The sequence below is a fragment of the Methylobacterium sp. 22177 genome, from assembly GCF_052045615.1.
Taxonomy (GTDB): domain Bacteria; phylum Pseudomonadota; class Alphaproteobacteria; order Rhizobiales; family Beijerinckiaceae; genus Methylobacterium; species Methylobacterium radiotolerans.
The window spans coordinates 1-22891 of the sequence record NZ_JBQEPK010000038.1 but is presented as its reverse complement, the minus strand read 5'-3'; the positions used below and the strand labels follow the sequence as shown (position 1 = coordinate 22891).

The window sequence follows — 22891 nt, the reverse complement described above, 5'->3', positions numbered from 1 at the left end:
GAAGCAGCGGGCGGCGCCGGCTATTCGGCGGCCGCCGCGGCGGTGGGCGGCTCGCGCTCGATCGTGCGGAAATTCTCGAGTTCCGCCAGGAAGTTGCGCGCCCACCAGTCGACGTCCTCGCGGGTCATGCGCTCGACCATCGGCTTCCAGCGCGCCAGCCGCTCGGCCTTGGGCATGTAGAGCGCGGCCCGGATCGCCTCGGCGACCTCGAACCGGTCGTAGGGGTTGATCAGCAGCGCCTCCGGCAGCTGCCGGGCCGCCCCGGCGAATTTCGACAGGACCAGCACGCCCGGATCATCCTCGGACTGGGCGACGACGTACTCCTTGGCGACGAGGTTCATGCCGTCGCGCATCGGCGTGACGAGGCCGACCCGCGCGGCCCGGTAGAGGCCGGCCAGCACCGGGCGGGGATAGGCCTTGGTGATGTACTGGATCGGTGTCCAGGCCGGGTCGCCCAGCGAGCCGTTGATCTCGCCGACCTTCTCGTTCACCTCGCGGGCGAGCTGCTCGTATTCCGGCACCTCGCTGCGGGATTTCGGCGTGATCTGGATGTAGGTGACGTTGCCGCGCTGGTCGGGGTTCGAGGCGAAGAAGCTCTCCACCGCCTCCATCCGCTCGGGCACGCCCTTGGAATAGTCGAGCCGGTCGACGCCGATCAGCAGCTTGCGGGTCCGCAGGCCCGCGATGGTCTCGCGCACGACCTTGTTGGCGTTGGCCTTCTCGGCGGCCTCCTTGAAGCCCGCCACGTCGATGCCGATCGGGAAGGCGCGGATCCGGGTCCGGCGGCCGTCGACCATCAGCGAGCCGCCGCCGAGCGGGATCGCCCGCTGGGTGTCGACGAGGTTGCGCTGCAGGTTCTGGACGTCCGCCTCGGTCTGCAGGCCGATCAGGTCGTAATCGACGATGGCGCGCAGGAGCTCGCCGCTCGCCGGCAGCGAGTTGAACACGTCGGCGGCGGGCCAGGGGATGTGGTGGAAGTAGCCGATCGGGTTGTCGAGCCCGAGGCCGCGCAGCTCGGCGGCGAGCGGCAGCAGGTGGTAGTCGTGGACCCAGATGATGTCGTCGGGCTCGACCAGCTTGGCCAGCGCTCGGGCGAAGGTCCGGTTCACGCGGCTGTAGCCGGCGTAGTCCGAGCGCGAGAAGGCGCCGAGCCCGAGCCGGTAGTGCATGATCGGCCACAGGGCCCGATTCGCGAAGCCGGCGTAGTATTCCAGGTGGTCCTGCGGCGAGAGGTCGACGACGGCGTACTGGACCCGGCCCCGGTCGATCAGCGTCGGCTCCTCGGACGGCTCGTCCGTGATGGTGCCGCTCCAGCCGAACCACAGACCCTCGTAGGCCGTGAAGGCCTCCTTGACCGCGACGGCGAGGCCGCCCGCCGCCACCGCCTTGCCGCCCTCTTCCGGGACGGCGACGCGGTTCGATACGATCACAAGGCGTGCCACGCGGGTCGACTCCGGATCAGGGGCGCGGGTCGGGTCGAGGATCTCGCCGCGCCTGCATCGGGACATCACTACTATGTCAGAACGCGCGGAGTCCCTGCGCGATCCTTTGTTGGTCGTCCGGCAACCCAAGCGTGAAGCCGGGCGCGGGTCAAGTCGAGGCCCTGCCGTTCCGGGACAGGGCGACCGCTCCGTCCCGACCGGGCGCCCCGGGCGAGCGTCGTGCGAGCGTGGCGGTTCTGGCAGACCTTGCCTGAACGGGGACTGAGCGGTGCCGCGCGCCGCCCCGGACCCGGCGCGCGCACCGGAAGGACGCACGGAGGCCGGAACCCGCGACAGCCGAGTCGGTTACTCAGCCATCGCGGGGCCCGCGGTCGCCGCGAGCGGCCCCGTCCCCGCGCCGCGAGGAGTGTTTTCGAGATGGCCGGCAACGAGTTACCGCAAGGCACCCCCGTGGACCCGATCGCGGATCCGCACCGCGAGGGGCCGCACGACGCGCCGCACCACGCGCCGCACACCGCCGCGGAGGAGCGCGCGCAGTGGCGGGCCCTGCAGGGCGACGTCGAGGGGCTCGCCGACGTGGCGGCCGAGCGCGGGCGCGGCCTGCTCGACGCGGCCCGGCTGCAGGCGCAGAGCTACGTCGAGCAGCGCAAGAGCGATGCCGCGCAGTCGGTCCACGACCTCGCCCAGACGATCCGCAATTCCGGCCGCGACCTCGGCGACAAGCCGAACGTCCGCGCCTTCTTCGACAGCGCCGCCGACGGGCTGGAGCAGCTCGGCTCCTCGATCGAGCGCCGCAGCCTCGGCGAGTTCTACAGCGAGGCCGAGTCCTTCGCCCGGCGCGCGCCGGTCGCCGTGGCGGTGGGGACCTTCGTGGCCGGGCTGATCGCCGCCCGCTTCATCAAGTCCTCCAGCCTGCCGCCGGAGGCGCCGGACGGCGACGCCCGCGACAGCTTCCGGGCCTGACGCCATGACCCACGGCTCCGACCCGCGCCAGGCGGGCCCGTCCACGGGCCCCTCCGCCGGCCCCTCCAGCATCCAGAGCCTGATCGGCGACGCCCTGCGCGAGACCAACGAGCTCGCCCGCAAGGAGATCGCGCTGTTCCGGGCCGAGATGGCCGGCAACGTCCGCCAGCTCATCGTCGGCCTCGCCTGCATGGTCGGCTCGGCGGTGTTCGCCGTGGTCGCCCTGCTGGTCCTGATCGGCGCCTTCGTGAAGTGGCTCGCCACCATCGTGGGCTCCGAGTGGCTCTCGGCCCTGATCGTCGGCGGCGTGCTGCTGCTCCTCGCCCTCGGGATGGCCCTGTGGGCGCGCAGCGTCCTCTCCCTCTCGACCCTGGCCCCGACGCGCACGACGCGCCAGGTCCGCCAGGATGCCCAGGCCCTGTCGGAGCGCGTGTCCGGATGAGTACGATGAACGACCTCGAGAAGGAGATCGAGGAGAGCCGTGCCCGGCTCGACGACACGATCGACCGCATCCAGGGGCGGCTCTCGGTGCCGAACCTGGTGGACGAGATGCTGGGCAATGCCCGGCGGGTGCCGGCCCTGAACACCACCTACGATTCGGCCCTGGAGGCGGTGCGCCGCAACCCGGTGCCGGTGCTGCTGATCGCGGCGGGCGTCGGCCTGCTGTTCAACCGGATGGCCCGCGACGCCCAGCGCCGCCGCACCGAGGTCTCGGCCGAGCGCGTGCCCACCCTGAACACCGGCGCGGCCCGCGGCTACGACCCCGACCTCCCGACGGTCCGCCCGGCCCGCGATCCGCTGGACACGACCGAGATCTGAGGACCGACCCGTCCGGATCCGGGACGAGACACCTCGCGCGCCCGGGCGGACCGGCGCCGAAGGCGGGCCGCCGAGACCGACATTTGAGGACAGCGCCATGACCGACAAGCCGGGTACCCCTTCCAGCACCCCCGAGCAGCTCGCCGCCGAGGCGGGCATGCCGCACGGCGGCGGCGACAAGAGCCTGCGGCCGGACCCGACCGGCCTCGGCGACCCGGGCGCGCCCGGCACGGCCGCGGGCGACTTCACCCTCCGGCCGGACCCGCGCGGCCTGCACGACCCGCTCCAGTCCGGCGCGGCGACGGGCTCGCACGACGCGGCCGGGCACGACGCCGCCGCGGCCGCGAAAGACGGCATCCGGGCGGCGGGCGACCGGGCCACCGAGCTCGCCGGACAGGCGCGCCGCACCGTGTCGGGCCTCGCCGACGACATCAACGACCGCCTCGGCGGGGCGGCCGACCAGGCCCGCGACCGCGCCTCCGCGGCCTACGACGATGCCCGGGAGCGGGCCGGCGCCCTCCATCGCCGCAACATGCGGGCGCTGGACGACCTGACCAACCAGGGGATCGCGGGGATCAACCGCGGGCGCACCGCCGTCGAGCGCTTCGTGGACGACAATCCGCTCCTCGTCGGCGTGGTCGGCGTGGCCGCCGGCCTGCTCCTCGGCGCGCTGCTGCCGCGCACCCGCCAGGAGGACCGGAGCATCGGCCCCTGGGCCGACGAGGTCCGCGACCAGGGCCTGCGCTACGCCCGTGAGGTGACCAATATCGGCCGGGAGTTCGTCCAGACCGCCCTCGATCCGGACAACCTCAACGCCGCCGCGCGCAAGGTGGCCGATCCGGAGGGGCACAAGCCGCCGGAGGGCGAGCGGACGCAGCACAATCTCTGATCCGGGTCCCGGTCCAGGCGCCGGCGGGTCGCTCCCNCGGGCGGAGCGGGAGCGACCCGGGGCGCCGCGCGCCGGGGATCGCGGCGGCCGGCTTCCCGCCCCGGCGCGCGGGGACGGCGGGCCCAGGGACCGAGCTTCGTCGGCCCTGGCGCCGACGGCCGGATCGTCAGGCCCGGTACAGACCCGCGTGCGCCTCGCGGAGCAGGTTCTTCTGGACCTTGCCCATGGTGTTGCGCGGCAGCTCGTCCACGAACAGGACGCGCTTGGGGCACTTGAACCGGGCGAGGCGGCCCTCCAGGGCGGCCTGCACGCCGGCCTCGTCGGGGCAGCCGGCGCCGCCCACCACCACGGCGGTGACGGCCTCGCCGAAATCCGGGTGCGCCAGGCCGATCACGGCGGACTCGACCACGCCCGGCAGCGCGTCGATCTCGGTCTCGACCTCCTTCGGGTAGACGTTGAAGCCCCCCGAGATGATCAGGTCCTTGCCGCGCCCGACGATGTGGACGTAGCCCCGGCCGTCGACCTTGCCGAGGTCGCCGGTGATGAAGAACCCGTCGGCCCGGAACTCGGCCGCGGTCTTCTCGGGCATGCGCCAGTAGCCCTGGAACACGTTCGGGCCCTTCACCTCGATCATGCCGACCGCGTCGGGCGCGAGGGCCGCGCCGGTCTCGGGATCGACCACCCGCAGGGACACGCCCGGCAGGGGGAAGCCGACCGTGCCGGCGACCCGGTCCCCCGCGTAGGGGTTCGAGGTGCTCATGTTGGTCTCGGTCATGCCGTAGCGCTCGAGGATGGCGTGGCCGGTGCGGGCCTGCCATTCGCGATGGGTCTCGGCGAGCAGCGGCGCCGAGCCCGACACGAACAGGCGCATGCCCCTGGCCGCCTCCGGCGTCAGGCCCGGCTCCTTGAGGAGCCGGGTGTAGAAGGTCGGCACGCCCATGAGCACGCTGGCCCGCGGCATCAGGCTCAGGATCAGCTTCGGGTCGAGCCGGGGCAGGAACAGCATGGATCCGCCGCTCGCCAGCACCGTGTTGGTCGCCACGAACAGGCCGTGGGTGTGGAACACCGGCAGGGCGTGGATCAGCACGTCGTCGGCGGTGAAGCGCCAGGAGTCGACCAGCGTCCGGGCGTTCGACGCGAGGTTGTCGTGGGTCAGCATGGCGCCCTTCGAGCGCCCGGTCGTGCCCGAGGTGTAGAGGATCGCCGCGAGGTCCTCCGGGCCCCGGGGCACGTCCGCGAAGGCGGCGCCCGCATCGGCGGCCCCGTCCCCGGCCCGGTTGGCGGCCTCGGCGGCGCTGCCGCCGCCCGCCGCGTCGAGGGTCCAGATCTGCCGGACGCCGGCGGCGGCCTCGGTCAGGGCGTCGCGCCGGCCCGGGTCGCAGACGAACACGGTGGGCTCGGCATCGCCCAGGAAGTAGCCGATCTCCGCCGGGGTGTAGGCGGTGTTGAGCGGCAGGAACACGGCGCCGGCCCGGACCGCGCCGAGATACAGGAAGATCACCTCGGGGCTCTTCTCGACCTGCACGGCCACCCGGTCGCCGGGCGCGACGCCCGCGGCCCGCAGGGCCGCCGCGTAGGCGCCGGAGCGGGCGATCAGGTCCGCGTAAGCGTAGCGGCGCCCGTCCGGCGTCTCGAGCGCGGTCTTGGCGGGATCGGAGGCGCCGTCCCGCACCAGGGAGAAGAGGTGGTTCGTCATCGTGAGGCTGGGCTATCACGGGCTGTGGGTCGCGCGCACCCATAGCCGCCCGGAGGCCCACTCGGCGAGCCCTTTCCGCGGCGGCCCGCCGTCCGTGCGGCCCGGAGAGCCGGGTCCCTACGCCTCGGCGAGCACCACGGCCCGGGGCGGCGGCAGCTTGGCGCGCAGCTCCCGGGTCACCGCCGGGGCCGCCACCACGGTGCCGAGATTGGCGTAGGTCTCGTGGTTCCGCTCGATGGCGGCGAGGTCGTACAGGTAGTTGACCATCAGGCCGTGGGACTGGGCCAGCCCCTTCTTGGACGTGTCGCCCAGGAAGTTGATCCGGTCGAGGCGCGCGCCGTTGCCGAGATGGAACCGGGCCACCGGGTCGAGGGGGCGCCCGCGCTCGTTCTTGGCGCGCAGGAAATAGGCGGCTGCCGCCGGGATCAGCGCCCGGCGCACCGTCTCGGCCCGGGCCTTGTCGGCCGGCCAGGCCGGGTCGTCCAGCGCCCGCAGGGTCTCGACATCCTCGGGCAGCAGGCCCTGCGGGCTGTCGGCCCGGCGCTCCCGCGCCAGCCACGCGGCGAAGCCCGGCACCGGCGAGAGCGTCACGAAGGTCTTGAGCGTCGGGACCTCGCGGGTCAGGTCCTCGACCACCTGCTTGATCAGGAAGTTGCCGAAGGTGACGCCGGCGAGGCCCTTCTGGCAGTTCGAGATCGAGTAGAACACCGCCGTGGTGGCGGCGTGCGGCTGCAGCGGCTTGCGCTCCTGCGACAGGATCGGGGCGATCGCCGGGGCGATCTGGTCGGTGAGCGCCACCTCCACGAAGATCAGCGGCTCGTCGGCGAGCGCCGGGTGGAAGAACGCGAAGCAGCGCCGGTCCGGCGGCTCGATGCGGGCGCGCAGGTCGTCCCAGCCGGAGATGGCGTGCACCGCCTCGTAGCGGATGATCTTCTCCAGGATGTGCGCCGGCGTCGTCCAGTCGATGTGGCGCAGCACCAGGAAGCCGCGGTTGAACCACGAGGCGAACAGGTGCTCGAAGTCGCAGTCGAGGCTGTCGACGGCGTCCATCAGGGCCGGGTCGGCCTCGTCGCCGGCGCGCAGCGCCCGGCGCAGGTCGAACAGGTCCTCGCGCATCCGCACGAGGCTGAGCGTGCCGCCGCGGGCGAGGTTGAGGCGGCGGATCAGCTCCTGGCTGCGCGGCTCGGCGGCCTCGTGCAGGCTGCCGAGGCGGGCGCGGGAGGGGGCGGCGCGGTAGGCGGCGATCGCCTCGTCGACGGCGGCGTGGTCCGCGTCGAAGTCGAGGGCGATGGCCCGCAGGAAGGCGTGGCGCTCGGCCTGGCCGAAGCTCGCGTAGCGGTCGAGGATCAGGCGGGCCAGCGCCACCCCGGAGGCCTCGCCGCGCCGGGAGATCAGGTCCTCGCACAGCTTCACGAGGTCGCCGGCGCTGGCCCGGGATCCCATGTCGCCGCGGCCGATCCCGATCAGGTCGCGGCCGCGCTCGCTGATGGTCTGAAGCAGGTCGCCGAAGAAGGAGATCGCCGCCATGACCTTCGCACTGACCCCTGTCGACCCGGATTCGAGACGTGGCCGGCCCCGCGACGCCGGCTCGTCGATCGGGCGCGGGCGGAAGCGGATCCGGACGCCGCCGGGCGTCCCGATCCGCCCGCCATTCTACGGCGCCGCGGCCGCCGCGACCAGAGCTTGACCGGTCGCCGACGCGGGGCTCCCAGGGTGCGGGAGCGGCACGAAGATCGTGTGACGGGGGGGCGCACGACGGAGCCGGGCGGTCGGTCGTCAGGTCGCGCCGTCAGGGCCGCGCCGTCAGAGCCGCTCGGCCACCGTGGCGAGGTCCGCCCGCTCGCGCCAGTCGCCGACGCCGTGCTGGCGGGCGAATCGCAGCTCCGCGGCGCGGCGGGCGCGCTCGGGATCGCGGGCCCGCGCGATCGCGACCGAGCCGATCGTGAACGGCACCCCGAGGATCTCCTTGGCGAAGTCGACGCGGTAGTTCGGCATCCCGTACTCCCTGCTGCGGCGGCCCCGGCGCCGTTCTCGCGGAACGAAACCGCCCTCTCGTTCGTAGTCCGGTCCGTAAACCTCGCGAGGCTCGTCGCCCGGCGCACCGGTCCGCGGCGCCCGCCGGCATGCGGGCAGCGCCGGCTGCGTCTGATGCATATGGTGCGCCGTCGGCCCCGGTGAAGGGCCCCGGGGTGTGCCGGCAGGGATGCATCGCCGCAGCTTGCCCGGCGGCGCGCTCCGCCCGTATCGCTCGCGGCTCCGATCACCCTCCCCACACGGACCCGACCATGGCCCTTCCGCGGCGGCGTGCCTGCCTGCCCCCGACCCAGCCGTGACCACGCCCCTCGACGCGAAGGCCCGGCTCGGCCTGACGCTGATCGCCGGCGGGGCCGTGGCCAACATCTACTACAACCAGCCGCTGCTCGGCCTGATCGTGGCCGAGTTCGGCGACCGCGCCGCCCTGTGGGTGCCGACCACGGCCCTGGTCGGCTACGGGCTCGGCATCGTCGGGCTCGTGCCGCTCGGCGACGCCCTGCCGCGCCGCGCCCTGATCGTGGGACAGTGCCTCGGCCTCGCCCTGGCGCTGCTCGCCGTGGGCCTCGCCCCGAACCTCGCCTGCCTCGCGCTCGCCCATCTGGTGGTCGGGGTCCTGTCCTGCGCGGCCCAGCAGGCGGTCCCGTTCGCGGCCGAACTCGCCCCGGACGCGAGCCGCGGGCGGATCGTCGGTCAGGTCATGACCGGGCTCCTCACCGGCATCCTGCTCGCCCGCACGGCGAGCGGCTTCCTGGGGGCGCATCTCGGCTGGCGGCCGGTCTTCCTGGTCGCGTCCGTGCTGGCGCTCGCCATGGCGGGCATCGCGCGGGCCACCCTGCCCCACACGGTGCAGACGCACCCGCTGCGCTACCGCGCCCTGATGCTGTCGATCCTCCACCTCGCCCGCAGCCAGCCGGTCCTGCGCACGGCGAGCCTGTCGCAGGCGCTGCTGTTCGCGGGCTTCAACGCCTTCTGGGCGACCCTGGCCCTGCTGGTCGAGGGGCCGCCCTTCGGCCTCACCGCCGCCGGGGCCGGGCTGTTCGGGGTGATCGGCGTCTGCGGGGCCTTCGTGGCGCCGATCTCGGGCCGCTTCACCGACCGGCGGGGGGCGAAGCCCGTCGTCCTCGGCGGCAGCCTGCTGGTCGCCCTCTCCTTCGCGGTGCTCTGGGCGGGGGGCACCTGGTCGCTCGCCGCGGTGGCGCTCGGCGTGCTGCTCATCGACATCGGCATGAACGGCGCGCTCATCGCCAACCAGACGCGGGCCTACGCGCTGGTCCCGGGGGCGCGGGGCCGCATCAACACCGTGCTGTTCACGACCCTGTTCGTGTTCGGGGCGCTCGGCGCCTACGCCGGCTCGCAGGCCTTCCTGCTCGTCGGCTGGCCGGGCGTCTGCGCGGTCGGCCTCGCCTTCTCGGCGCTGGCCGTGATCGTGGCGGCCCGCGACCCGCACCCGCCGGGGGCGCGGCCTACCTGAGCACCCGCGACAGCCGGCACCAGCCCGCCCTGTCGGGCGGCAGGCCGAAGCGCAGGCGCTCCGGGCGCCCGGCGAAGCGCCGCACCGCGATCCCGGACGCCGCCAGCCGCCGGTAGAGGTCCGGCCCGTCGGGGAAATCGGCGGTCCGGAACAGGCACGTGCCGCCGACGACGCGGCCGCCGGCCCGGGCGATCATCCGGTCGAGGCGGCCCGCGTCCGCGGCCCGGGCCCGGGCGGCCTCGGCGCGCCAGCCCGCGTCCGACAGGGCCGCGCGCCCGATCGCCAGGGCGGGGCCCGACACCGCCCAGGGTCCGAGGGCCTCGGCGATCCGGGCCGCCGTGCCGGGCTCGGCGACCGCGAAGCCGAGGCGCAGGCCGGCGAGCCCGTAGGTCTTGCCGAAGGAGCGCAGCACCACGAGGCCCGGCGCCGAGTCCGGTGCGGCGACGTGCGGGCACAGGCTCTCCACCGGCTCCAGGTCGGCGAAGGCCTCGTCGGCGACGAGCAGGCCGCCGCGCCGGCCGAGCGCCGCGGCGAGCGCCCGGCGCTCGGCCAGCGGGTGGGTCCGCCCGTCCGGGTTGTTGGGATCGACGAGCACCACCACCCGGGCCTGCCCGAGGGCGTCGACGCCCGCGACCTCCGCCACCGCGTGCCCGGCCCGCGCCCAGGCGGCGGCGTGCTCGGCGTAGGTCGGCCCGACCACCGCGACCTCGGTCGGGGCCAGGAGCCGGGGCAGGGTCTCGATCAGGATCTGGGTGCCGGGCGCGGGCACGACGTGGTCGGCATCCGGCGCGCCGTAGGCCGCGGCGGCGGCCTCCCGGAGGGCGCGGACCTCGGCGGCCTCGGGCAGGCGCGTCCAGGCGCTGGCCTCCAGTGCGGGCACGCGATAGGGGACCGGGTTGATCCCCGTCGAGAGGTCGAGCCAGGGCTCCGGCGCGTCGGGAAAGGCTTGTCGGAGTCCGCCGAGATCGCCGCCATGCGCGATCGGGGCGACCTCACGCGCGGGAACGCTCCACACCGAATGGTCCATCTGCCCGGTACGTTTGCCGACACGCTCGCCGTCCTCGCCGTCGCCCTCGGGATCGAGGCGGCGGCCGGCTATCCCGACGCGCTCTACAGGGCGGCCGGTCACCCTGTCACCTGGATCGGCCGGCTGATCGCCGCCCTGGAGCGCGGTCTCAACCGCGGCTCGGCGCGCCGGCGGCGGGGCGCCGGCTGCCTCGCGCTGGCGCTGCTCCTCGCCGCGGTCGGCTCGGCCGCCCTCGCCGTCGCGGCGCTGGCGGGGCTCGCCGGCCCCCTTTCCGCCCTGCTCCTCCTCGGCCTGATCTGCGCCAGCCTGCCGGCGCAGCGCAGCCTGCACCAGCACGTCGCCGCCGTGGAGACGGCCCTGCGCGCGGGCGGCCTGGAGGCGGGGCGCCGGGCCGTGGCGATGATCGTCGGGCGCGACCCGGACCGCCTCGACGAGGCGGCGGTCTGCCGGGCCGCGATCGAGAGCCTGGCGGAGAACTTCTCCGACGGGATCGTGGCGCCGGCCTTCTGGATCGGCTGCCTCGGCCTGCCGGGCGGCGCCCTCTACAAGGCGATCAACACCGCCGACAGCATGATCGGCCACCGCAGCCCGCGCTACGAGGCCTTCGGCTGGGCGGCCGCGCGGCTCGACGACGGCGTGAACCTGCCGGCCTCCCGGCTCGCGGGCCTGCTGATCGCCGGGGCGGCGGTCCTGCGGGGCGCCGACGCCCGCGGGGCGCTCCGGGCGATGGCCCGGGACGCGCGCCGGCACCGCTCGCCGAATGCCGGCTGGCCCGAATCCGCCATGGCGGGCGCGCTGGGCCTGCGGCTCGCGGGGCCGCGGGTCTACGACGGCACCCTCGTCCCGGACGCCCATATGGGCGACGGCCGGGACGCGGCCGCGGCCGACGACATCGCCCGGGCCCTGACCCTCTACCGGACGGCCTGCTGGCTCCAGGGCGGGCTCGTGCTGGCGCTCCTCGGGCTCTGCCTGACCCTGGCGGGCTGAGCCGTCTTCGCTCCGCGCGCCGGGACGGCGGCATGCCCCGATCGGGCCTTGGCACGGCCCGCGCACCGGACGCATCGTGGCCGGACGGGGCCGGATGAGGGAGACGCCGATGCGCGCTGTGTTCGTGGATGCCAGCGAGACTCTGGCGGCAGTGGCCCGGCGGCTGCTGCGCCCCGACGACCCGCCCTTCGCGATCCACGCGGATCCCGGCATCGCGCCGCAGGATCTGCCCGCGATCCTCGACGGCGCCGAGACCGCGGTGATCGACCACACCGCCCTCCCCCTCGACGTGGCCCGGGCCTGCGCGGGCCTGAAGCACGTCGTGTTCCTCGGCACCGGCGCCCGCAGCTACATGGACCCGGAGGCGCTCCGGGACGCGCTCGGCGTCACCGTCCACACCATCAAGGGCTACGGCGACACGGCGGTCGCCGAGTGCGCCTTCGCGCTGATGTGGGCCGCCGCCCGCGGCCTGCCCGAGATGGACCGGGCGATGCGCGTCGGATCCTGGCTGCGCACGGAGGGGATCCAGCTCACCGGCAAGACCGTCGGCCTCGTCGGGTTCGGCGGGATCGCCGCCGAGATGGCGCGCCTCTGCCGGGGCGTGGGCATGCGGGTGCTCGCCTGGAACCGGACCCCGAAGGCCCATCCCGGCGTCGACTTCGTCCCCCTCGACCGCCTGCTCGCCGAGAGCGACGTGGTCTCGCTCCACCTGCTCCTCACCGACGCGACGCGCGGCTTCCTGTCGGCCGCGCGGATCGCCGCGATGAAGCCCGGCGCGATGCTGATCAACACCGCCCGCGGGGCGGTGCTCGACGAGGCCGCCCTGGTCGAGGCCCTGCGCACCGGCCACGTGGCGCGGGCCGGGCTCGACGTGTTCACGGTCGAGCCCCTGCCGGCGGATCACCTGCTGGCGAGCCTGCCGAACGTCACCCTGTCGGCGCACTCGGCGTTCCGCACGCCCGAGGCCAGCGACAACCTGATCGGCGCCGCCCTCGCGCATTGCCGGCGGATCGCCGCCGGCTGAGGGATCGGCCGCGCGATCCTCAGTGCTCGGTGCCCGGCATGTTCGGCCGCGGCGCGCCGCCGTGGTGGTGGATCAGGTTCGAGCGCTCCGGGCTGCCCTTGGCGTCGGCGACCTGCTTCCGGGCCGCGGCGGCCAGGAACCAGATGCCGCCGAGCGTGCCGAAGGCGAGGATCAGTAGCGGGAATCCCTGGCTCATCGCGGTGCCCTCCTCGACGATGGCCCGCGGACGCGCGGGTCGGCATCATCCTGCCGGACAATCCGGCCTGAGGAAGGATAACGCACGAACCCGGCCCGTGTTCAGGCCGGTCGCGCGCCGGCCGGGACCGACCGCCGCGCCGCGTCCCGCCGCAGGGCCGAGAGGACCACGAACATGAGGCCGGCGCCCAGGGCCAGGCAGGCGGCCAGGAACAGCATCGGCACGAGGTCGCTCTTGGTCTGGTCGCGGATGAAGGGCACGGCGTTCTGGGCCACGAAGCCGCCGAGATTGCCCACCGAGTTGATCGCCGCGATCCCGGCGGCCGCCGAGGCGCCGCGCAGGAACGTCCCGGGCATCGACCAGAAGACCGGCTGGGCCGCGAAGGTCCCGGCCGCGGCCACGCACAGGCAGGCGAACTTCACGGCGTTGCCCGGCAGGACGACGCTGAGCGCGAGGCCCGCCGCCCCGACCAGGGCCGGTCCGACCACGTGCCAGGTCAGCGCGTTGCCCTGCGCGCCCGTGCGGGCGGCATGGCGCGGCACCCACCACAGGGCGAAGGCCGTCGCCATCCACGGGATGATGTTGAGGAAGCCGTTGGTCAGGTTCGAGACGCCGAAGCCCTTGACCACGGTCGGCAGCCAGTAGCCCAGGCCGTAGGCGGCGAGCGGCAGCGAGACGTAGACCCCGGCGAGCATCAGCACCCGCCGGTCGAGGAGCGCCGCGAACGGGTTGCCGTGGTCGACGTGGCCGCCGTCCTCGCGCTCGGCCCGGAGCGTGCGGGCGAGCCAGTCGCGCTGGGCCTGCGACAGCCAGGGCGCGGTCTCGGGGCCGTCCGGCAGGACGAACAGCACCACCGCGGCCATGAGGATCGCCGGCGCGCCGGTGGCCAGGAACACCCATTGCCAGCCCTGGAGGCCGAGCAGCCCGTCGAGGCCGAGCAGCGCCCCGCCGACCGCCGCGCCGACCGCGTTGGCGACGGCGCTCGCGATCATGAACCAGCCGATCATCCGCGCCCGGTGGGTCTGGGGGAACCAGAGCGTGAGGGCGAACAGCACGCCGGGGAAGAAGCCGGCCTCCGCGGCGCCGAGCAGGAAGCGCAGCACGTAGAACATCGCCGTGCCCTGGGTGAAGCCCAGCAGGACGGTGACGATCCCCCAGGTGATCATGATCCGGGCGAACCAGATCCGCGCGCCGACCCGCTCCAGGAAGACGTTGGCCGGCACCTCGAACAGGAAGTAGCCGAGGAAGAACAGCGAGGCCCCGAGGCCGTAGGCGGTCTCGGAGAGGCCGAGGCTGCCGACCATCTCCAGCTTGGCGTAGGAGACGTTCTGCCGGTCGATATAGGCGATCAGGTAGAGCAGGCCGAGGAGCGGCATCAGCCGCAGGGTCACGGTCCGGACGGTGCTCGCGGCGAGATCCTCCCCGGCGGGGGACGGCGTGGGCGGCATGGGGCGTTCCTCCGAGCGCGTGCGGCCCTTCGTGGCGGGGCCGGCATGACACGGAGTAATCCCTGGCTCAGGCCCCGGCTACCGGGCAAGCGCCAGGAGGCGGTCGCAGTCGACATGGGCCGCGATGTGTCGCGCGAGGCCGTCGAGGGCCGCCTCGACCCCGGCCTCGTAGCCGGCGCCCTCCGAGAGGGTGCCGAGGCGCGCGAGCCAGGCCGCCCGCTGGGCGTCGTCGGCGAACAGGCCGTGGACGTAGGTCCCGGCCACGCGCCCGTCCGCCGAGACCGCCCCGTCCCGGCGGCCGTCGGCGAGGCGCAGCAGCGGCCGGGCCGTGTCGGGGCCCGCGGTCGCGCCGATATGCATCTCGTAGCCGGAGAACGGCACGCCGTCGGGCAGGCTCGCGCCGGTGACGGCGGCGAGGCGCTTCTCCGGCGTCATCACGGTGTCGACGTCGAGGAGCCCGAGGCCCGGCACCGTGCGCGGCGCCCCCTCGATCCCGTGCGGGTCGGCGAGGCTCTTGCCCAGCATCTGGTAGCCGCCGCACAGGCCGAGCACCCGGCCGCCCCGGCGGACATGGGCGCGCAGGTCGACGTCCCAGCCCTCCTGGCGGAAGGCCTCCAGGTCGTCGATCGTGGTCTTCGAGCCCGGCAGCAGCACGAGGGCGGCCTCGGCGGGGATCGGCGTGCCGGGCCGGACCAGGACCACGGACACGCCCGGCTCCGCCCGCAGCGGGTCGAGATCGTCGAAATTGGCGATGCGCGGCAGCACCGGCACCGCCACCGTGACGGAGCCCGGTCCGCGCGCTTCCGAGCCGGCGAGGCCCAGCACGTCCTCGGCCGGCAGGCGCGCGGCGCCGGGGAAGTGCGGCACGAGGCCGAGCGCCGCCCAGCCGGTGCGCTCGGCGATCAGCCGCATGCCGTCGGCGAACAGGCTCGGATCGCCCCGGAACCGGTTGACGAGGAAGCCGGCGATCAGCGCGGCGTCCTCCGGGTCGATCACCGCCTTCGTGCCGACGAGGCTCGCGATCACCCCGCCCCGGTCGATGTCGCCGACCAGCACCACCGGCGTGTCGGTGGCCCGGGCGAAGCCCATATTGGCGATGTCGCCCGCGCGCAGGTTGACCTCGGAGGCGGAGCCCGCGCCCTCGACGAGGACGAGGTCGGCGTCTTCCGCGAGGCGCGCGAAGCTGTCCAGGACGGCGGACAGGAGCCGGGGTTTCCAGGCCTGGTAGTCGCGCGCCTTCACGGTGGCGACCATCCGGCCCTGCACCACCACCTGGGAGCCGACCTCGCTCTGCGGCTTCAGCAGGACCGGGTTCATGTGCACGGAGGGCGCCACCCGGGCGGCGCGGGCCTGGAGCGCCTGCGCCCGGCCGATCTCGCCGCCGTCGGCGGTGACGGCGGCGTTGTTCGACATGTTCTGCGGCTTGAACGGCCGGACCCTCAGGCCCCGCTCGGTGAAGGCGCGCGCCAGCCCCGCCACGATCAGCGACTTGCCGACATCGGAGCCGGTGCCCTGAATCATCAGGGCCTTCGCGCGCGGCGGGCTCAGAACTCGATCCCTTCCTGCGCCTTCACGCCGGCGGCGAAGTGGTGCTTGACGCTGCCCATCTCGGTGACGAGGTCGGCGGCCTCGATCAGGGCCGGCTTGGCGTTGCGGCCGGTGACCACGACGTGCAGGTCCGGCCGGCGCGCGCGCAGGGCGGCCAGCACCGCGTCGAGGTCGAGATAGTCGTAGCGCAGCGCGATGTTCAGCTCGTCGAGGACGAGCAGGCGGATCGTGGGATCGGCCATCAGCCCCGCGGCGACGTCCCAGGCGTGGCGGCAGGCGGCGATGTCCCGGGCCTTGTCCTGGGTCTCCCAGGTGAACCCCTCCCCGAGGGTGTGCCACGCGACCCGGTCGCCGAAGGCCGCCACGGCGTGGCGCTCGCCCGTGTCCCAGCCGCCCTTGATGAACTGCACCATGCCGACCCGCCAGCCGCGGCCGAGCGCCCGCAGCATCAGCCCCAGAGCCGCCGTGCTCTTGCCCTTGCCGGGGCCGGTATGGACCAGGAGGAGGCCCTTCTCGAGGGTCTTGGCGGCCACCTCGGCGTCCTGGACGGCCTTGCGCTTCTCCATCTTCTCCCGGTGGCGCGCGGCGTCGTCGCTCATGCGGAGGCTCCTGTCGGGTGGACTTGTGTCTGAGGGGGCTGCGGCTTCACGAGCAGCGGCAGGCCGGCCACGGTGAGCACGACCCGGTCGGCCCGCGCGGCGAGCTGCTGGTGGAGGCGGCCGGCGGCGTCGCGGAAGCGCCGGGCGAGGGCGTTGTCGGGGACGATCCCGAGCCCGACTTCGTTGCCGACCAGCACGAGCGGGCCCGGGGCGTCGGCGCAGGCGGCGAGGAGCCGCGCCGTCGCCTGCGCCACGTCGGCCTCCGCCAGGATCAGGTTGGTGAGCCAGAGCGTGAGGCAGTCCACCAGGACCGGTCCCTCGGCCTCGGCGACCGCCTCCGGCAGGGCGAGCGGCACGTCGCGGGTGCGCCAAGCGCCGCCGCGCCGCGCGCGGTGCTGGGCGATGCGGTCGACCATCTCGTCGTCGAAGGCCTGGGCGGTGGCGAGGTAGAGCCACGGGCCGGGACAGGCTTCGATCAGCCCTTCCGCGTAGGCGCTCTTGCCGGACCGCGCCCCGCCGAGGACGAGGGTCATGCGAGGGGTGGGCTGGGGCATGGCTCTCCATCGCCCCAACCCGGCGCGCGGTCAAACTCGGGACCTGTGGCACCTGTGCCGCGCCTGGACGGTTGCCGGGCGTCTCCGGTCCGACTATAGAACCCCGGCCCAGCCAGAGCGCCCTTCGTCTAGCGGTCCAGGACGTCGCCCTTTCACGGCGAAAACACGGGTTCGATTCCCGTAGGGCGCGCCAGGGTGTCCAAGAACAGCGTCCAGACCGGTTCGAGCGCCGTCCGGGCTGCCTCCGTCCTGGAGATCCGGCGACGGCCGGAACGGTCCGCCACCGGGCTGTTGACCGCGCCCTGCCCTTGCTGCTGATTGCCCCGCGTCGCACCGGCGGGCGGCGCACCGTGCGCGATCTCACGCCGCCGGATCCGGACCCGTCGCAGAGTTCTCCGGCGGGCGATCCGGTCGCCCCATCGGCGCGGATCGAGGGCGGGCATCGAGGGCGGGCATGGCCGGGACGGGACCGAGCAGGCGCGGGATCCTCGCGGGCGGCGGCGCCGCGGCGGCCGCCGCGCTNGGCCGCCCCGCGCACCATCCTGAACGACGCGAGCGGCCTCAACCCGACCCCGGTGACGCGGCACGCCGTCCTCCCGACGGGCTCGACCGACGTCCTGATCGAGGCCGTGCGCGCCGAGATCCGGGACGCCGCCGCCGCCGGGCGGCCGGTCGCCGTCGGCGTCGCCCGCCACTCCATGGGCGGACAGAGCCTCGCCCGCGACGGGACCGCCGTGACCCTGGAGGGCGGCCCGATCGAGCCCGACACCGCCGCCGGCCTCTACCGGGTCGGGGCCGGCGCGCGCTGGGCGCAGGTCATCCGGCAGCTCGACCGGATCGGGTTCTCGCCCGCGGTGATGCAGTCGAACAGCGATTTCGGGGTCGGCTCGACCTTCAGCGTCAACGCCCACGGCTGGCCCGCGCCGTACGGCCCGTTCGGCTCCACGGTCCGCGCCCTCCGCCTCGTCCTGGCCGACGGCAGCCTCGTGACCTGCTCCCGCACCGAGAACGCCGAGCTGTTCGGGCTGGCGATGGGCGGCTACGGCCTGTTCGGCGTCCTGGTCGACCTCGTGGTCGAGATGGTGCCGAACCGCCTCCTGACGCCGACCTTCGCGGTGATGCCGGCCGCCGCCTTCGCCCCGGCCCTCGCGGCGGCGGTGGCGCGCGACGCGCGGCTGCGCATGGCCTACGGCCGCCTCTCGGTGGCGCGGGCCGGGTTCTTCGACGAGGCGATCCTCGTCACCTACGCGGAGGCCGAGCACCCGCCGCAGGTCCTGCCCGCGGCGGCCGCGCAGGGGGCGTTCTCGGCCGTCTCGCGGGAGATCTACCGCGCCCAGGTCGGCAGCGAGCTCGGCAAGCGCGCCCGCTGGATCGCCGAGACCCGGCTCAACCCGGCCCTGGATCCCGGCCTCGCCACCCGCAACAGCCTGATGAACGAGCCGGTGGCCAACCTCGCCTCGCGCGACCCTGGCCGCACCGACATCCTGCACGAGTACTTCGTCCCGCCCGAGCGCTTCGACGCGTTCCTCGCCGCCTGTCGCGAGACCATCCCGCGCTCGGGCTGCGACTGCCTCAACGTCACCCTGCGCTACGTCGCGGCGGACCCGGATTCGAGGCTGGCCTACGCGCCGGCCCCGCGCATCGGCGCGGTGATGTCGTTCTCGCAGGGGCTCACCCCCGGCGACGAGGCCGCGATGATGCGCATGACCGAGGCCCTGATCGAGCGCGTCGTGGCGATCGGCGGGGCCTATTACCTGCCCTACCGCCTGCACGCCCGGCGCGACCAGATGGCCCGGGCCTATCCCGATCTCGACACCTTCGTGGCGGCCAAGCGCCGCTACGATCCGGGACTGCTGTTCCGGAACGCCCTGTGGTCGACCTACATGGCCTGAGCGCGAGGATCCGCATGACAGTCTCGCTTCCCCGGGCGGCCGCCCTCGCCTTCGCGGCCATCCTGCTGTTCGCCGCCGCCACCGACTACGTCCCGGCCTTCCGGGACGCGGAGGGCCGCGTCTTCGGCCTGTTCCGGCTCGACGTCTACAAGGACGCGCTCCACCTCGCCTCCGGCCTGTGGGCGCTCGCCGCCGCGCTGTGGTCGCGGTCGGCCGCCGTGACCTTCCTGCGCGCCTTCGGGGCGATCTACCTCCTCGACGGCGTCGTCGGCGTGCTCACCGGGTCGAGCTTCCTCGACCTGTCGCTGTTCCTGAAGGGTTTTCAGGACAGCCCGCTCCTCTCGAACGGCCCGCACCTGTGCCTGGGGCTCGCCGGCGTGGTGCTCGGCTGGTGGCCGTGGCGCGGCGCCGCGACGGTCGCGGCGTGAGCCCGCGGCCCACCCGCCGCCGCCGGCGGCGCGCCCGCTGGGCGGCCGCCGGCCTGGCTCTCCTCGCGCTCGCCTGCGCCCTGCCGGTCGCGGCGATCGAGGGGGGCTGCGCGGCCGCGCCCGACCCCGCCCTGCAGGGCCGTGCGGGGAGCGGCTCGCGCTTCGGGATCGCCCCCGACGGCTACAAGCGCGCGGCCGGCGACAGCTACCTGACCTTCCCCGAATGGGCCATCGTCCACGCCTACGCGGACCTCGCCGGGGTGACGCGATCCGCCTCGGAATCGGCCTTCGACTACGGGGCGGCCACTGCCGGCTTCTGGACGAGCCTGTGCGGGGCGACCCGGGCGGCCGGGCGCACCGGCGACGTCACCGCGGGCCAGAAGGTCACCAACTACGTGATCGGCCTCAGCTTCACGGCCGAGATGCTGATACAGGGCGCCTACGAGCGCACCGTCGGGGCGCTGACCGCGCGGTGGCGGGGGCCCGAGCCCACGGACGAGGACCGGTTCAACGCGCGGCTGCTCGCGGACTACGCCGCGTTCCTGCGCCAGACCCCCTGGTACCGCTACCCGTTCGACGCGGAGCTGGCCCGGCTCTGGCACGAGGTCCCGTTCACGCCGTCCCTGCGGGCGGTCGAGCGGCGCGGCGCCCTCACCCTGCAGTACGGGGTGAAATGGGCCTACGCGCGGGGGATCGCGTGGCTCGCCGGGATGGACCCGGCCGGCCTGACGATCCGCAGCGTCGTGGCGGGGCTCGACGCGGGCGACGCGACCGCCGACCCGCGCATCGCCTTCCTCGGCCCCGTCCCGGCCGGCGACGGCGGACCGGCCGCCCTGATGGAGACGCCGCGCTACCGGGCCTTCACGGAGATCGTCCGGGGCCTGGGCGCCCGCGGCCGGACCGTGCTGGAGATCGCCGGCAACCGCCGGATCCTCACCACCGTCCTCCTGCCGCCGGGCCGGGCGGTCACCCTCGCGGGGGCCGAGCCGCTGTTCGCGATGCCGATCCAGTCCGAGCCGGGCTGGCAGCGCGTCGGCTACGACACCGCGGTGGAGCAGCTCGTCGCGCAGATCCGCGCCGTGGAGGCCGCGGGGGGCCGGTTCGAGCATGCCTACGACTACTGATCGGCGCCCGCGGCGCGGCCTGCCGGTCGGCGCCGCCGCGGCGGCGCTCGCCGGGTGGCTGGGCGTGACCGCGCTGACCGCCCTCGCGGTCCAGCCGGAGGCCGTGGTGGCGCTCGGCAACCCCGCCGCCCTGGCGGCCGCCGACGACGGCGCCCTGGTCTCGGCCGGCCGCGCGTATCTGGTGATCCGGCCCGCGGCGCCGGGGGCGGTCCGGCGCCTCTACGCGGGCGGCGCCTGGCTGGTCCTGCCGGCGCCCGGGACCGGCTGCCTCGGCGCGCGCTGAGGACGAGGCCCGCGGCCCGTGCGCCGGGCGGTGCTCAGGAGGGATCGGAGCGCTCGAGGATCCCCTGCCCCATCAGCCCGCGGCGCCCGGTCATCGGCGCGTCGATCAGCCGGATCCGATACGCGCCCTTGTCGATGCTGCCCCCACCTCGATCCCCCGGAAGCGCCGCGTCGCGACCGGGGACGCGACGGTGCCGACGGACCGGACGGAAGCGGGATCGACCGTCGCCCGCGCGTCGCCGTCGCCGCGGAAGCGCAGCAGCGCGAGGGCCTGCCGCTCGGCGTCGGCCGCGCAGGGCGGCGCGGGCGCCGCGACGGCGGCGGTCGGGCCCGTCGCGGCGATCAGCGTCAGCGCCCGCAGGATCCGCCTCATCGGCACGTGATCCCGTATTCGTGGACCTCGGGCAGATCGCCCTCGCCCGTCGTCGTCACCGAGAGCGTACCGGCGGCCCCGGCATACCGGAAGCTGCAATAGGCGAGGCCGGTCCCGGAACAGCCGTCGACCTCGATCACGCCGCGCCGGGCGAGATCCCGCTCCCGCGCATCGTCGCTCGGCGCGCCCCTCACCGGCGTCCAGCCCGCGGCGATCAGCGCCGTCCGGGCCTCGTCGATCGGCCGGCCGCGGATGGCGGGGATCGACCCGCGGCCGCCGCAGACGGATTCGACCTTGGCCGGCGGCTCCAGCGACAGGGTGCCGTCCGCGCGCAGCGTCAGGTCGCCCACCGGGGCGGGCGGCAGCTCGCCGTCCCAGAGGCGCACGCCGCCGGCCCGTGCCGCGATGCGGCCGACCGCGCCGGTCCGGCCGGCACCGTACACGAGGGCGACGAGGCGCGCCCCGTCGAAGAGGCCGACATTGCCGTCCGCGACGAAGCAGGTGCCGCTCGGCCCCTGCTGCAGGTCGCTGGCGAAGCTGACGGCCCGGTAGCGGCCCAGCGCCGCCTCGCCGAGGACGAACCAGTCCCGGGCGGCCACGGCTCGCGCCGCCTCGGACTGCGCCGGGGCGACCTCGCCCGGGCAGCCGGCCCGGCGGCCCGCCCCGCCCGGGGCCCGCGGCAGCTCGGCGAGGGGCACGACGCGCAGGCCCTTCACGGCGGAGGCGACCCGCGGCGCCGGCGGCCCGTCCTGCGCGGCGGCCGGTCCGGCGAGCATCAGGCCGAGCGTCAGCGCCGCGACCCGGACGCCACGCCTGCGGGACGGCCCAGAGGCTGGATCAGGGACAGGAGCGGGGGCCGGATCGGGCGCGGGGGCGTGCGGTCTCATCGTCACCGGCCGCTCGGGGTGCCCGCAGGCGCGGGCGGGCTCGACCCCGGTCCCGTCCGGGCCGCCGGAACCGGGTCGGGCGGCGGGTAGGCGGGGTCGGTCAGGCAGGTCGAGAGCCAGGTCTCGGCCTCGGCGTCCGGGGCCAGCTCGACGTCGAGCACGGCCCGGGGGCCGGCGGGTGGCGCCGCCGCGCCGGCGGCGGCCGGGGCGGCGGGCCGCGTCCAGCGGCCGGCGGAGTTGCCGGGACCCGGGCACTCCGCGTCGTCGCTCCCGCCGATCGTGCAGGTCGCGACCGTGCGCGCGGCGCCGTCGACGACTCGCGCGACCGTGCGCGTCTCGGTGGTGTGGCCGCTCGCCCAGTCGTCGGACAGCGTGCAGACCCGGTCGCCGTTCTGGTAGCGCCGGCTGCCGAAGCAGCCGTAGACCCGGTCCTGCCCGACGGGCAGGAAGTCGCACGCCGCGTCGAACCCCGCGAAGGGGCCGCCGGTGAACCGCGCCGCGAAGGCCCGCTGCCGCAGCGCCGCCGCGATCCAGTGCGGCCGGGCCGGATCGCTCGTCGAGCGGCCGGACAGGTCCCTGGTCCGTGCCCGGATCGCCGCCAGCACGACGGTGCGCGCGTCGGCCGGGTCGGACGGAGCGCCGGCCGCGTCCAGGTCGCCGAGCCGCGTGTCCCGGGCCGCCACCCAGCGCTTCTGGCTGGCGACCAGCATCGCGCGGATCTCGGCGTCGTCCGTGCCGCGCAGCAGTCCGCCATAGGCCGAACCCAGGGCGGCGTCGGCCTTCCGGAGCGCCGCGTCGGCGCAGATCATGCGCTCGAGCGGGCTGGCCGCCTTGCGGCAGTCGATCGCCCGGGCCGGAGACGGCGCCAGGAGGGACGCGGCCACGGCGGCCGCCAGGAGGCGCGTCACGGCCGGCCCCGCACTGAACTGTGCATCTGAACCTCGCATCTGAACCTCGCATCCGGGCCCGACTGCACCGCGGCCGCCCGCCGCGTCGACGGGGCGGCCGGATAGGCGGACGCGGTCCGCATCGATCCCATGTGGGTCGGCCCTCGCATCGTTCTGCCGTGGCCTTGGCGGACCTGCGCGGCCGGGTCCCGGTCGGGCGTCGGTCCGTACGGGTGCGGGAGGCCCGCCCGCGCCGGCCCCGCAGGGTCTCAGAGCTGCGGCGCGGCCGGTGGCCGGGGGCGCGGCGGCGGCGCCATCGCG

24 protein-coding genes and 1 tRNA gene are annotated in these 22891 nt (G+C 75.1%); 12 read left to right on the top strand and 13 right to left on the bottom strand.

The genetic code is table 11. From position 1 onward, the window contains the following. Positions 1-20: 20 nt before the first annotated feature. Positions 21-1442, bottom strand: coding sequence for an alpha,alpha-trehalose-phosphate synthase (UDP-forming) (locus tag ACTJK8_RS25355; protein WP_024830509.1), 1422 nt, complete (start codon positions 1440-1442; stop codon positions 21-23). A gap of 417 nt (positions 1443-1859) precedes the next feature. Between ACTJK8_RS25355 and ACTJK8_RS25350 the strand changes: the two genes are divergently transcribed. The 4 genes from ACTJK8_RS25350 (at position 1860) to ACTJK8_RS25335 (ending at position 4113) form a co-directional block, all read left to right on the top strand. Then, positions 1860-2405, top strand: a complete 546-nt coding sequence (locus ACTJK8_RS25350; protein WP_012318468.1) for a hypothetical protein — start codon at positions 1860-1862, stop codon at positions 2403-2405. Positions 2406-2409: 4 nt separating this feature from the next. Beyond that, positions 2410-2847 (top strand): phage holin family protein, encoded by a 438-nt coding sequence (locus ACTJK8_RS25345; protein WP_012318467.1) that lies wholly within the window; start codon positions 2410-2412, stop codon positions 2845-2847. A 5-nt stretch (positions 2848-2852) separates the two neighbouring features. Continuing rightward, positions 2853-3224, top strand: a complete 372-nt coding sequence (locus ACTJK8_RS25340) for a DUF3618 domain-containing protein (RefSeq protein WP_106427818.1) — start codon at positions 2853-2855, stop codon at positions 3222-3224. Between the two features lie 97 nt (positions 3225-3321). Continuing rightward, positions 3322-4113: a hypothetical protein gene (locus ACTJK8_RS25335; protein ID WP_182179513.1), complete on the top strand. Its 792-nt coding sequence runs from the start codon at positions 3322-3324 to the stop codon at positions 4111-4113. A gap of 166 nt (positions 4114-4279) precedes the next feature. Here ACTJK8_RS25335 and ACTJK8_RS25330 read toward each other — a convergent pair whose 3' ends face one another. The 3 genes from ACTJK8_RS25330 to ACTJK8_RS25320 all read right to left on the bottom strand — a co-directional run bounded on the left by ACTJK8_RS25330 (position 4280) and on the right by ACTJK8_RS25320 (position 7804). Continuing rightward, positions 4280-5809 (bottom strand): malonate--CoA ligase, encoded by a 1530-nt coding sequence (locus tag ACTJK8_RS25330; RefSeq protein WP_440762715.1) that lies wholly within the window; start codon positions 5807-5809, stop codon positions 4280-4282. 117 nt (positions 5810-5926) lie between these two features. Next, a complete protein-coding gene (locus ACTJK8_RS25325) occupies positions 5927-7336 on the bottom strand; it encodes a malonyl-CoA decarboxylase (RefSeq protein WP_012318463.1) in 1410 nt (469 codons plus the stop codon). Between the two features lie 276 nt (positions 7337-7612). Further along, positions 7613-7804, bottom strand: coding sequence for a hypothetical protein (locus ACTJK8_RS25320; RefSeq protein ID WP_012318462.1), 192 nt, complete (start codon positions 7802-7804; stop codon positions 7613-7615). 334 nt (positions 7805-8138) lie between these two features. On the opposite strand from ACTJK8_RS25320, the gene ACTJK8_RS25315 reads away from it, so the two are divergent. Next, positions 8139-9314, top strand: a complete 1176-nt coding sequence (locus ACTJK8_RS25315; RefSeq protein ID WP_012318461.1) for an MFS transporter — start codon at positions 8139-8141, stop codon at positions 9312-9314. On the opposite strand, the gene cobD is transcribed toward ACTJK8_RS25315, so the two are convergent. Further along, the gene (gene cobD / locus ACTJK8_RS25310; RefSeq protein WP_076730188.1) at positions 9307-10341 is read right to left on the bottom strand and encodes a threonine-phosphate decarboxylase CobD; all 1035 of its coding nucleotides are present in this window, start codon (positions 10339-10341) and stop codon (positions 9307-9309) included. The genes ACTJK8_RS25315 and cobD overlap by 8 nt on opposite strands. On the opposite strand from cobD, the gene cbiB reads away from it, so the two are divergent. Beyond that, positions 10333-11328, top strand: coding sequence for an adenosylcobinamide-phosphate synthase CbiB (gene cbiB / locus ACTJK8_RS25305; protein WP_440762714.1), 996 nt, complete (start codon positions 10333-10335; stop codon positions 11326-11328). The genes cobD and cbiB overlap by 9 nt on opposite strands. Positions 11329-11437: 109 nt before the next feature. Next, on the top strand, positions 11438-12352 hold the full coding sequence (locus ACTJK8_RS25300; protein WP_440762713.1) for an NAD(P)-dependent oxidoreductase: 915 nt from the start codon (positions 11438-11440) through the stop codon (positions 12350-12352). A 19-nt stretch (positions 12353-12371) separates the two neighbouring features. Here ACTJK8_RS25300 and ACTJK8_RS25295 read toward each other — a convergent pair whose 3' ends face one another. From ACTJK8_RS25295 to cobU, 5 genes are all read right to left on the bottom strand, one after another. Beyond that, positions 12372-12548: a hypothetical protein gene (locus ACTJK8_RS25295; RefSeq protein ID WP_012318457.1), complete on the bottom strand. Its 177-nt coding sequence runs from the start codon at positions 12546-12548 to the stop codon at positions 12372-12374. A gap of 101 nt (positions 12549-12649) precedes the next feature. Next, on the bottom strand, positions 12650-13996 hold the full coding sequence (locus ACTJK8_RS25290) for an MFS transporter (RefSeq protein ID WP_012318456.1): 1347 nt from the start codon (positions 13994-13996) through the stop codon (positions 12650-12652). 78 nt (positions 13997-14074) lie between these two features. After that, positions 14075-15517, bottom strand: a complete 1443-nt coding sequence (locus ACTJK8_RS25285; RefSeq protein WP_127991220.1) for a cobyric acid synthase — start codon at positions 15515-15517, stop codon at positions 14075-14077. A 23-nt stretch (positions 15518-15540) separates the two neighbouring features. Further along, positions 15541-16143, bottom strand: a complete 603-nt coding sequence (gene cobO / locus ACTJK8_RS25280; RefSeq protein WP_029359427.1) for a cob(I)yrinic acid a,c-diamide adenosyltransferase — start codon at positions 16141-16143, stop codon at positions 15541-15543. Then, positions 16140-16697 (bottom strand): bifunctional adenosylcobinamide kinase/adenosylcobinamide-phosphate guanylyltransferase, encoded by a 558-nt coding sequence (gene cobU / locus ACTJK8_RS25275; RefSeq protein WP_029359428.1) that lies wholly within the window; start codon positions 16695-16697, stop codon positions 16140-16142. The genes cobO and cobU overlap by 4 nt, the downstream gene beginning before the upstream one ends. Positions 16698-16814: 117 nt before the next feature. Here cobU and ACTJK8_RS25270 point away from each other — a divergent pair. From ACTJK8_RS25270 to ACTJK8_RS25250, 5 genes are all read left to right on the top strand, one after another. After that, a tRNA-Glu gene (locus tag ACTJK8_RS25270) sits at positions 16815-16890 on the top strand. Positions 16891-17272: 382 nt separating this feature from the next. Continuing rightward, the gene (locus ACTJK8_RS25265; RefSeq protein WP_440762712.1) at positions 17273-18589 is read left to right on the top strand and encodes an FAD-binding protein; all 1317 of its coding nucleotides are present in this window, start codon (positions 17273-17275) and stop codon (positions 18587-18589) included. Positions 18590-18603: 14 nt separating this feature from the next. Then, a complete protein-coding gene (locus ACTJK8_RS25260) occupies positions 18604-19017 on the top strand; it encodes a DUF4383 domain-containing protein (protein ID WP_012318451.1) in 414 nt (137 codons plus the stop codon). Further along, positions 19014-20141: a hypothetical protein gene (locus tag ACTJK8_RS25255; RefSeq protein WP_440762711.1), complete on the top strand. Its 1128-nt coding sequence runs from the start codon at positions 19014-19016 to the stop codon at positions 20139-20141. Before ACTJK8_RS25260 ends, ACTJK8_RS25255 begins: the two co-directional genes overlap by 4 nt. Next, the gene (locus tag ACTJK8_RS25250; protein ID WP_024830520.1) at positions 20125-20424 is read left to right on the top strand and encodes a hypothetical protein; all 300 of its coding nucleotides are present in this window, start codon (positions 20125-20127) and stop codon (positions 20422-20424) included. Before ACTJK8_RS25255 ends, ACTJK8_RS25250 begins: the two co-directional genes overlap by 17 nt. A 105-nt stretch (positions 20425-20529) precedes the next feature. On the opposite strand, the gene ACTJK8_RS25245 is transcribed toward ACTJK8_RS25250, so the two are convergent. From ACTJK8_RS25245 to ACTJK8_RS25235, 3 genes are all read right to left on the bottom strand, one after another. Further along, the gene (locus ACTJK8_RS25245) at positions 20530-20796 is read right to left on the bottom strand and encodes a hypothetical protein (protein ID WP_127991235.1); all 267 of its coding nucleotides are present in this window, start codon (positions 20794-20796) and stop codon (positions 20530-20532) included. Then, positions 20793-21572: a hypothetical protein gene (locus ACTJK8_RS25240; protein WP_024830521.1), complete on the bottom strand. Its 780-nt coding sequence runs from the start codon at positions 21570-21572 to the stop codon at positions 20793-20795. The genes ACTJK8_RS25245 and ACTJK8_RS25240 overlap by 4 nt, the downstream gene beginning before the upstream one ends. Positions 21573-21685: 113 nt before the next feature. Further along, positions 21686-22630, bottom strand: a complete 945-nt coding sequence (locus ACTJK8_RS25235; RefSeq protein ID WP_440762710.1) for a lysozyme inhibitor LprI family protein — start codon at positions 22628-22630, stop codon at positions 21686-21688. Positions 22631-22891 lie beyond the last annotated feature (261 nt).

Bases quoted from the DNA above. Each gene is read 5' to 3' on its own strand.
- ACTJK8_RS25350 (WP_012318468.1), top strand. From the start codon at position 1,860: ATGGCCGGCAACGAGTTACCGCAAGGCACCCCCGTGGACCCGATCGCG.
- ACTJK8_RS25345 (WP_012318467.1), top strand. From the start codon at position 2,410: ATGACCCACGGCTCCGACCCGCGCCAGGCGGGCCCGTCCACGGGCCCC.
- ACTJK8_RS25340 (WP_106427818.1), top strand. From the start codon at position 2,853: ATGAACGACCTCGAGAAGGAGATCGAGGAGAGCCGTGCCCGGCTCGAC.
- ACTJK8_RS25335 (WP_182179513.1), top strand. From the start codon at position 3,322: ATGACCGACAAGCCGGGTACCCCTTCCAGCACCCCCGAGCAGCTCGCC.
- ACTJK8_RS25330 (WP_440762715.1), bottom strand. From the start codon at position 5,809: ATGACGAACCACCTCTTCTCCCTGGTGCGGGACGGCGCCTCCGATCCC.
- ACTJK8_RS25325 (WP_012318463.1), bottom strand. From the start codon at position 7,336: ATGGCGGCGATCTCCTTCTTCGGCGACCTGCTTCAGACCATCAGCGAG.
- ACTJK8_RS25320 (WP_012318462.1), bottom strand. From the start codon at position 7,804: ATGCCGAACTACCGCGTCGACTTCGCCAAGGAGATCCTCGGGGTGCCG.
- cbiB (WP_440762714.1), top strand. From the start codon at position 10,333: ATGGTCCATCTGCCCGGTACGTTTGCCGACACGCTCGCCGTCCTCGCC.
- cobD (WP_076730188.1), bottom strand. From the start codon at position 10,341: ATGGACCATTCGGTGTGGAGCGTTCCCGCGCGTGAGGTCGCCCCGATC.
- ACTJK8_RS25300 (WP_440762713.1), top strand. From the start codon at position 11,438: ATGCGCGCTGTGTTCGTGGATGCCAGCGAGACTCTGGCGGCAGTGGCC.
- ACTJK8_RS25295 (WP_012318457.1), bottom strand. From the start codon at position 12,548: ATGAGCCAGGGATTCCCGCTACTGATCCTCGCCTTCGGCACGCTCGGC.
- ACTJK8_RS25290 (WP_012318456.1), bottom strand. From the start codon at position 13,996: ATGCCGCCCACGCCGTCCCCCGCCGGGGAGGATCTCGCCGCGAGCACC.
- ACTJK8_RS25285 (WP_127991220.1), bottom strand. From the start codon at position 15,517: ATGATTCAGGGCACCGGCTCCGATGTCGGCAAGTCGCTGATCGTGGCG.
- cobO (WP_029359427.1), bottom strand. From the start codon at position 16,143: ATGAGCGACGACGCCGCGCGCCACCGGGAGAAGATGGAGAAGCGCAAG.
- cobU (WP_029359428.1), bottom strand. From the start codon at position 16,697: ATGCCCCAGCCCACCCCTCGCATGACCCTCGTCCTCGGCGGGGCGCGG.
- ACTJK8_RS25260 (WP_012318451.1), top strand. From the start codon at position 18,604: ATGACAGTCTCGCTTCCCCGGGCGGCCGCCCTCGCCTTCGCGGCCATC.
- ACTJK8_RS25250 (WP_024830520.1), top strand. From the start codon at position 20,125: ATGCCTACGACTACTGATCGGCGCCCGCGGCGCGGCCTGCCGGTCGGC.
- ACTJK8_RS25245 (WP_127991235.1), bottom strand. From the start codon at position 20,796: ATGAGGCGGATCCTGCGGGCGCTGACGCTGATCGCCGCGACGGGCCCG.
- ACTJK8_RS25240 (WP_024830521.1), bottom strand. From the start codon at position 21,572: ATGCTCGCCGGACCGGCCGCCGCGCAGGACGGGCCGCCGGCGCCGCGG.
- ACTJK8_RS25235 (WP_440762710.1), bottom strand. From the start codon at position 22,630: ATGCGAGGTTCAGATGCACAGTTCAGTGCGGGGCCGGCCGTGACGCGC.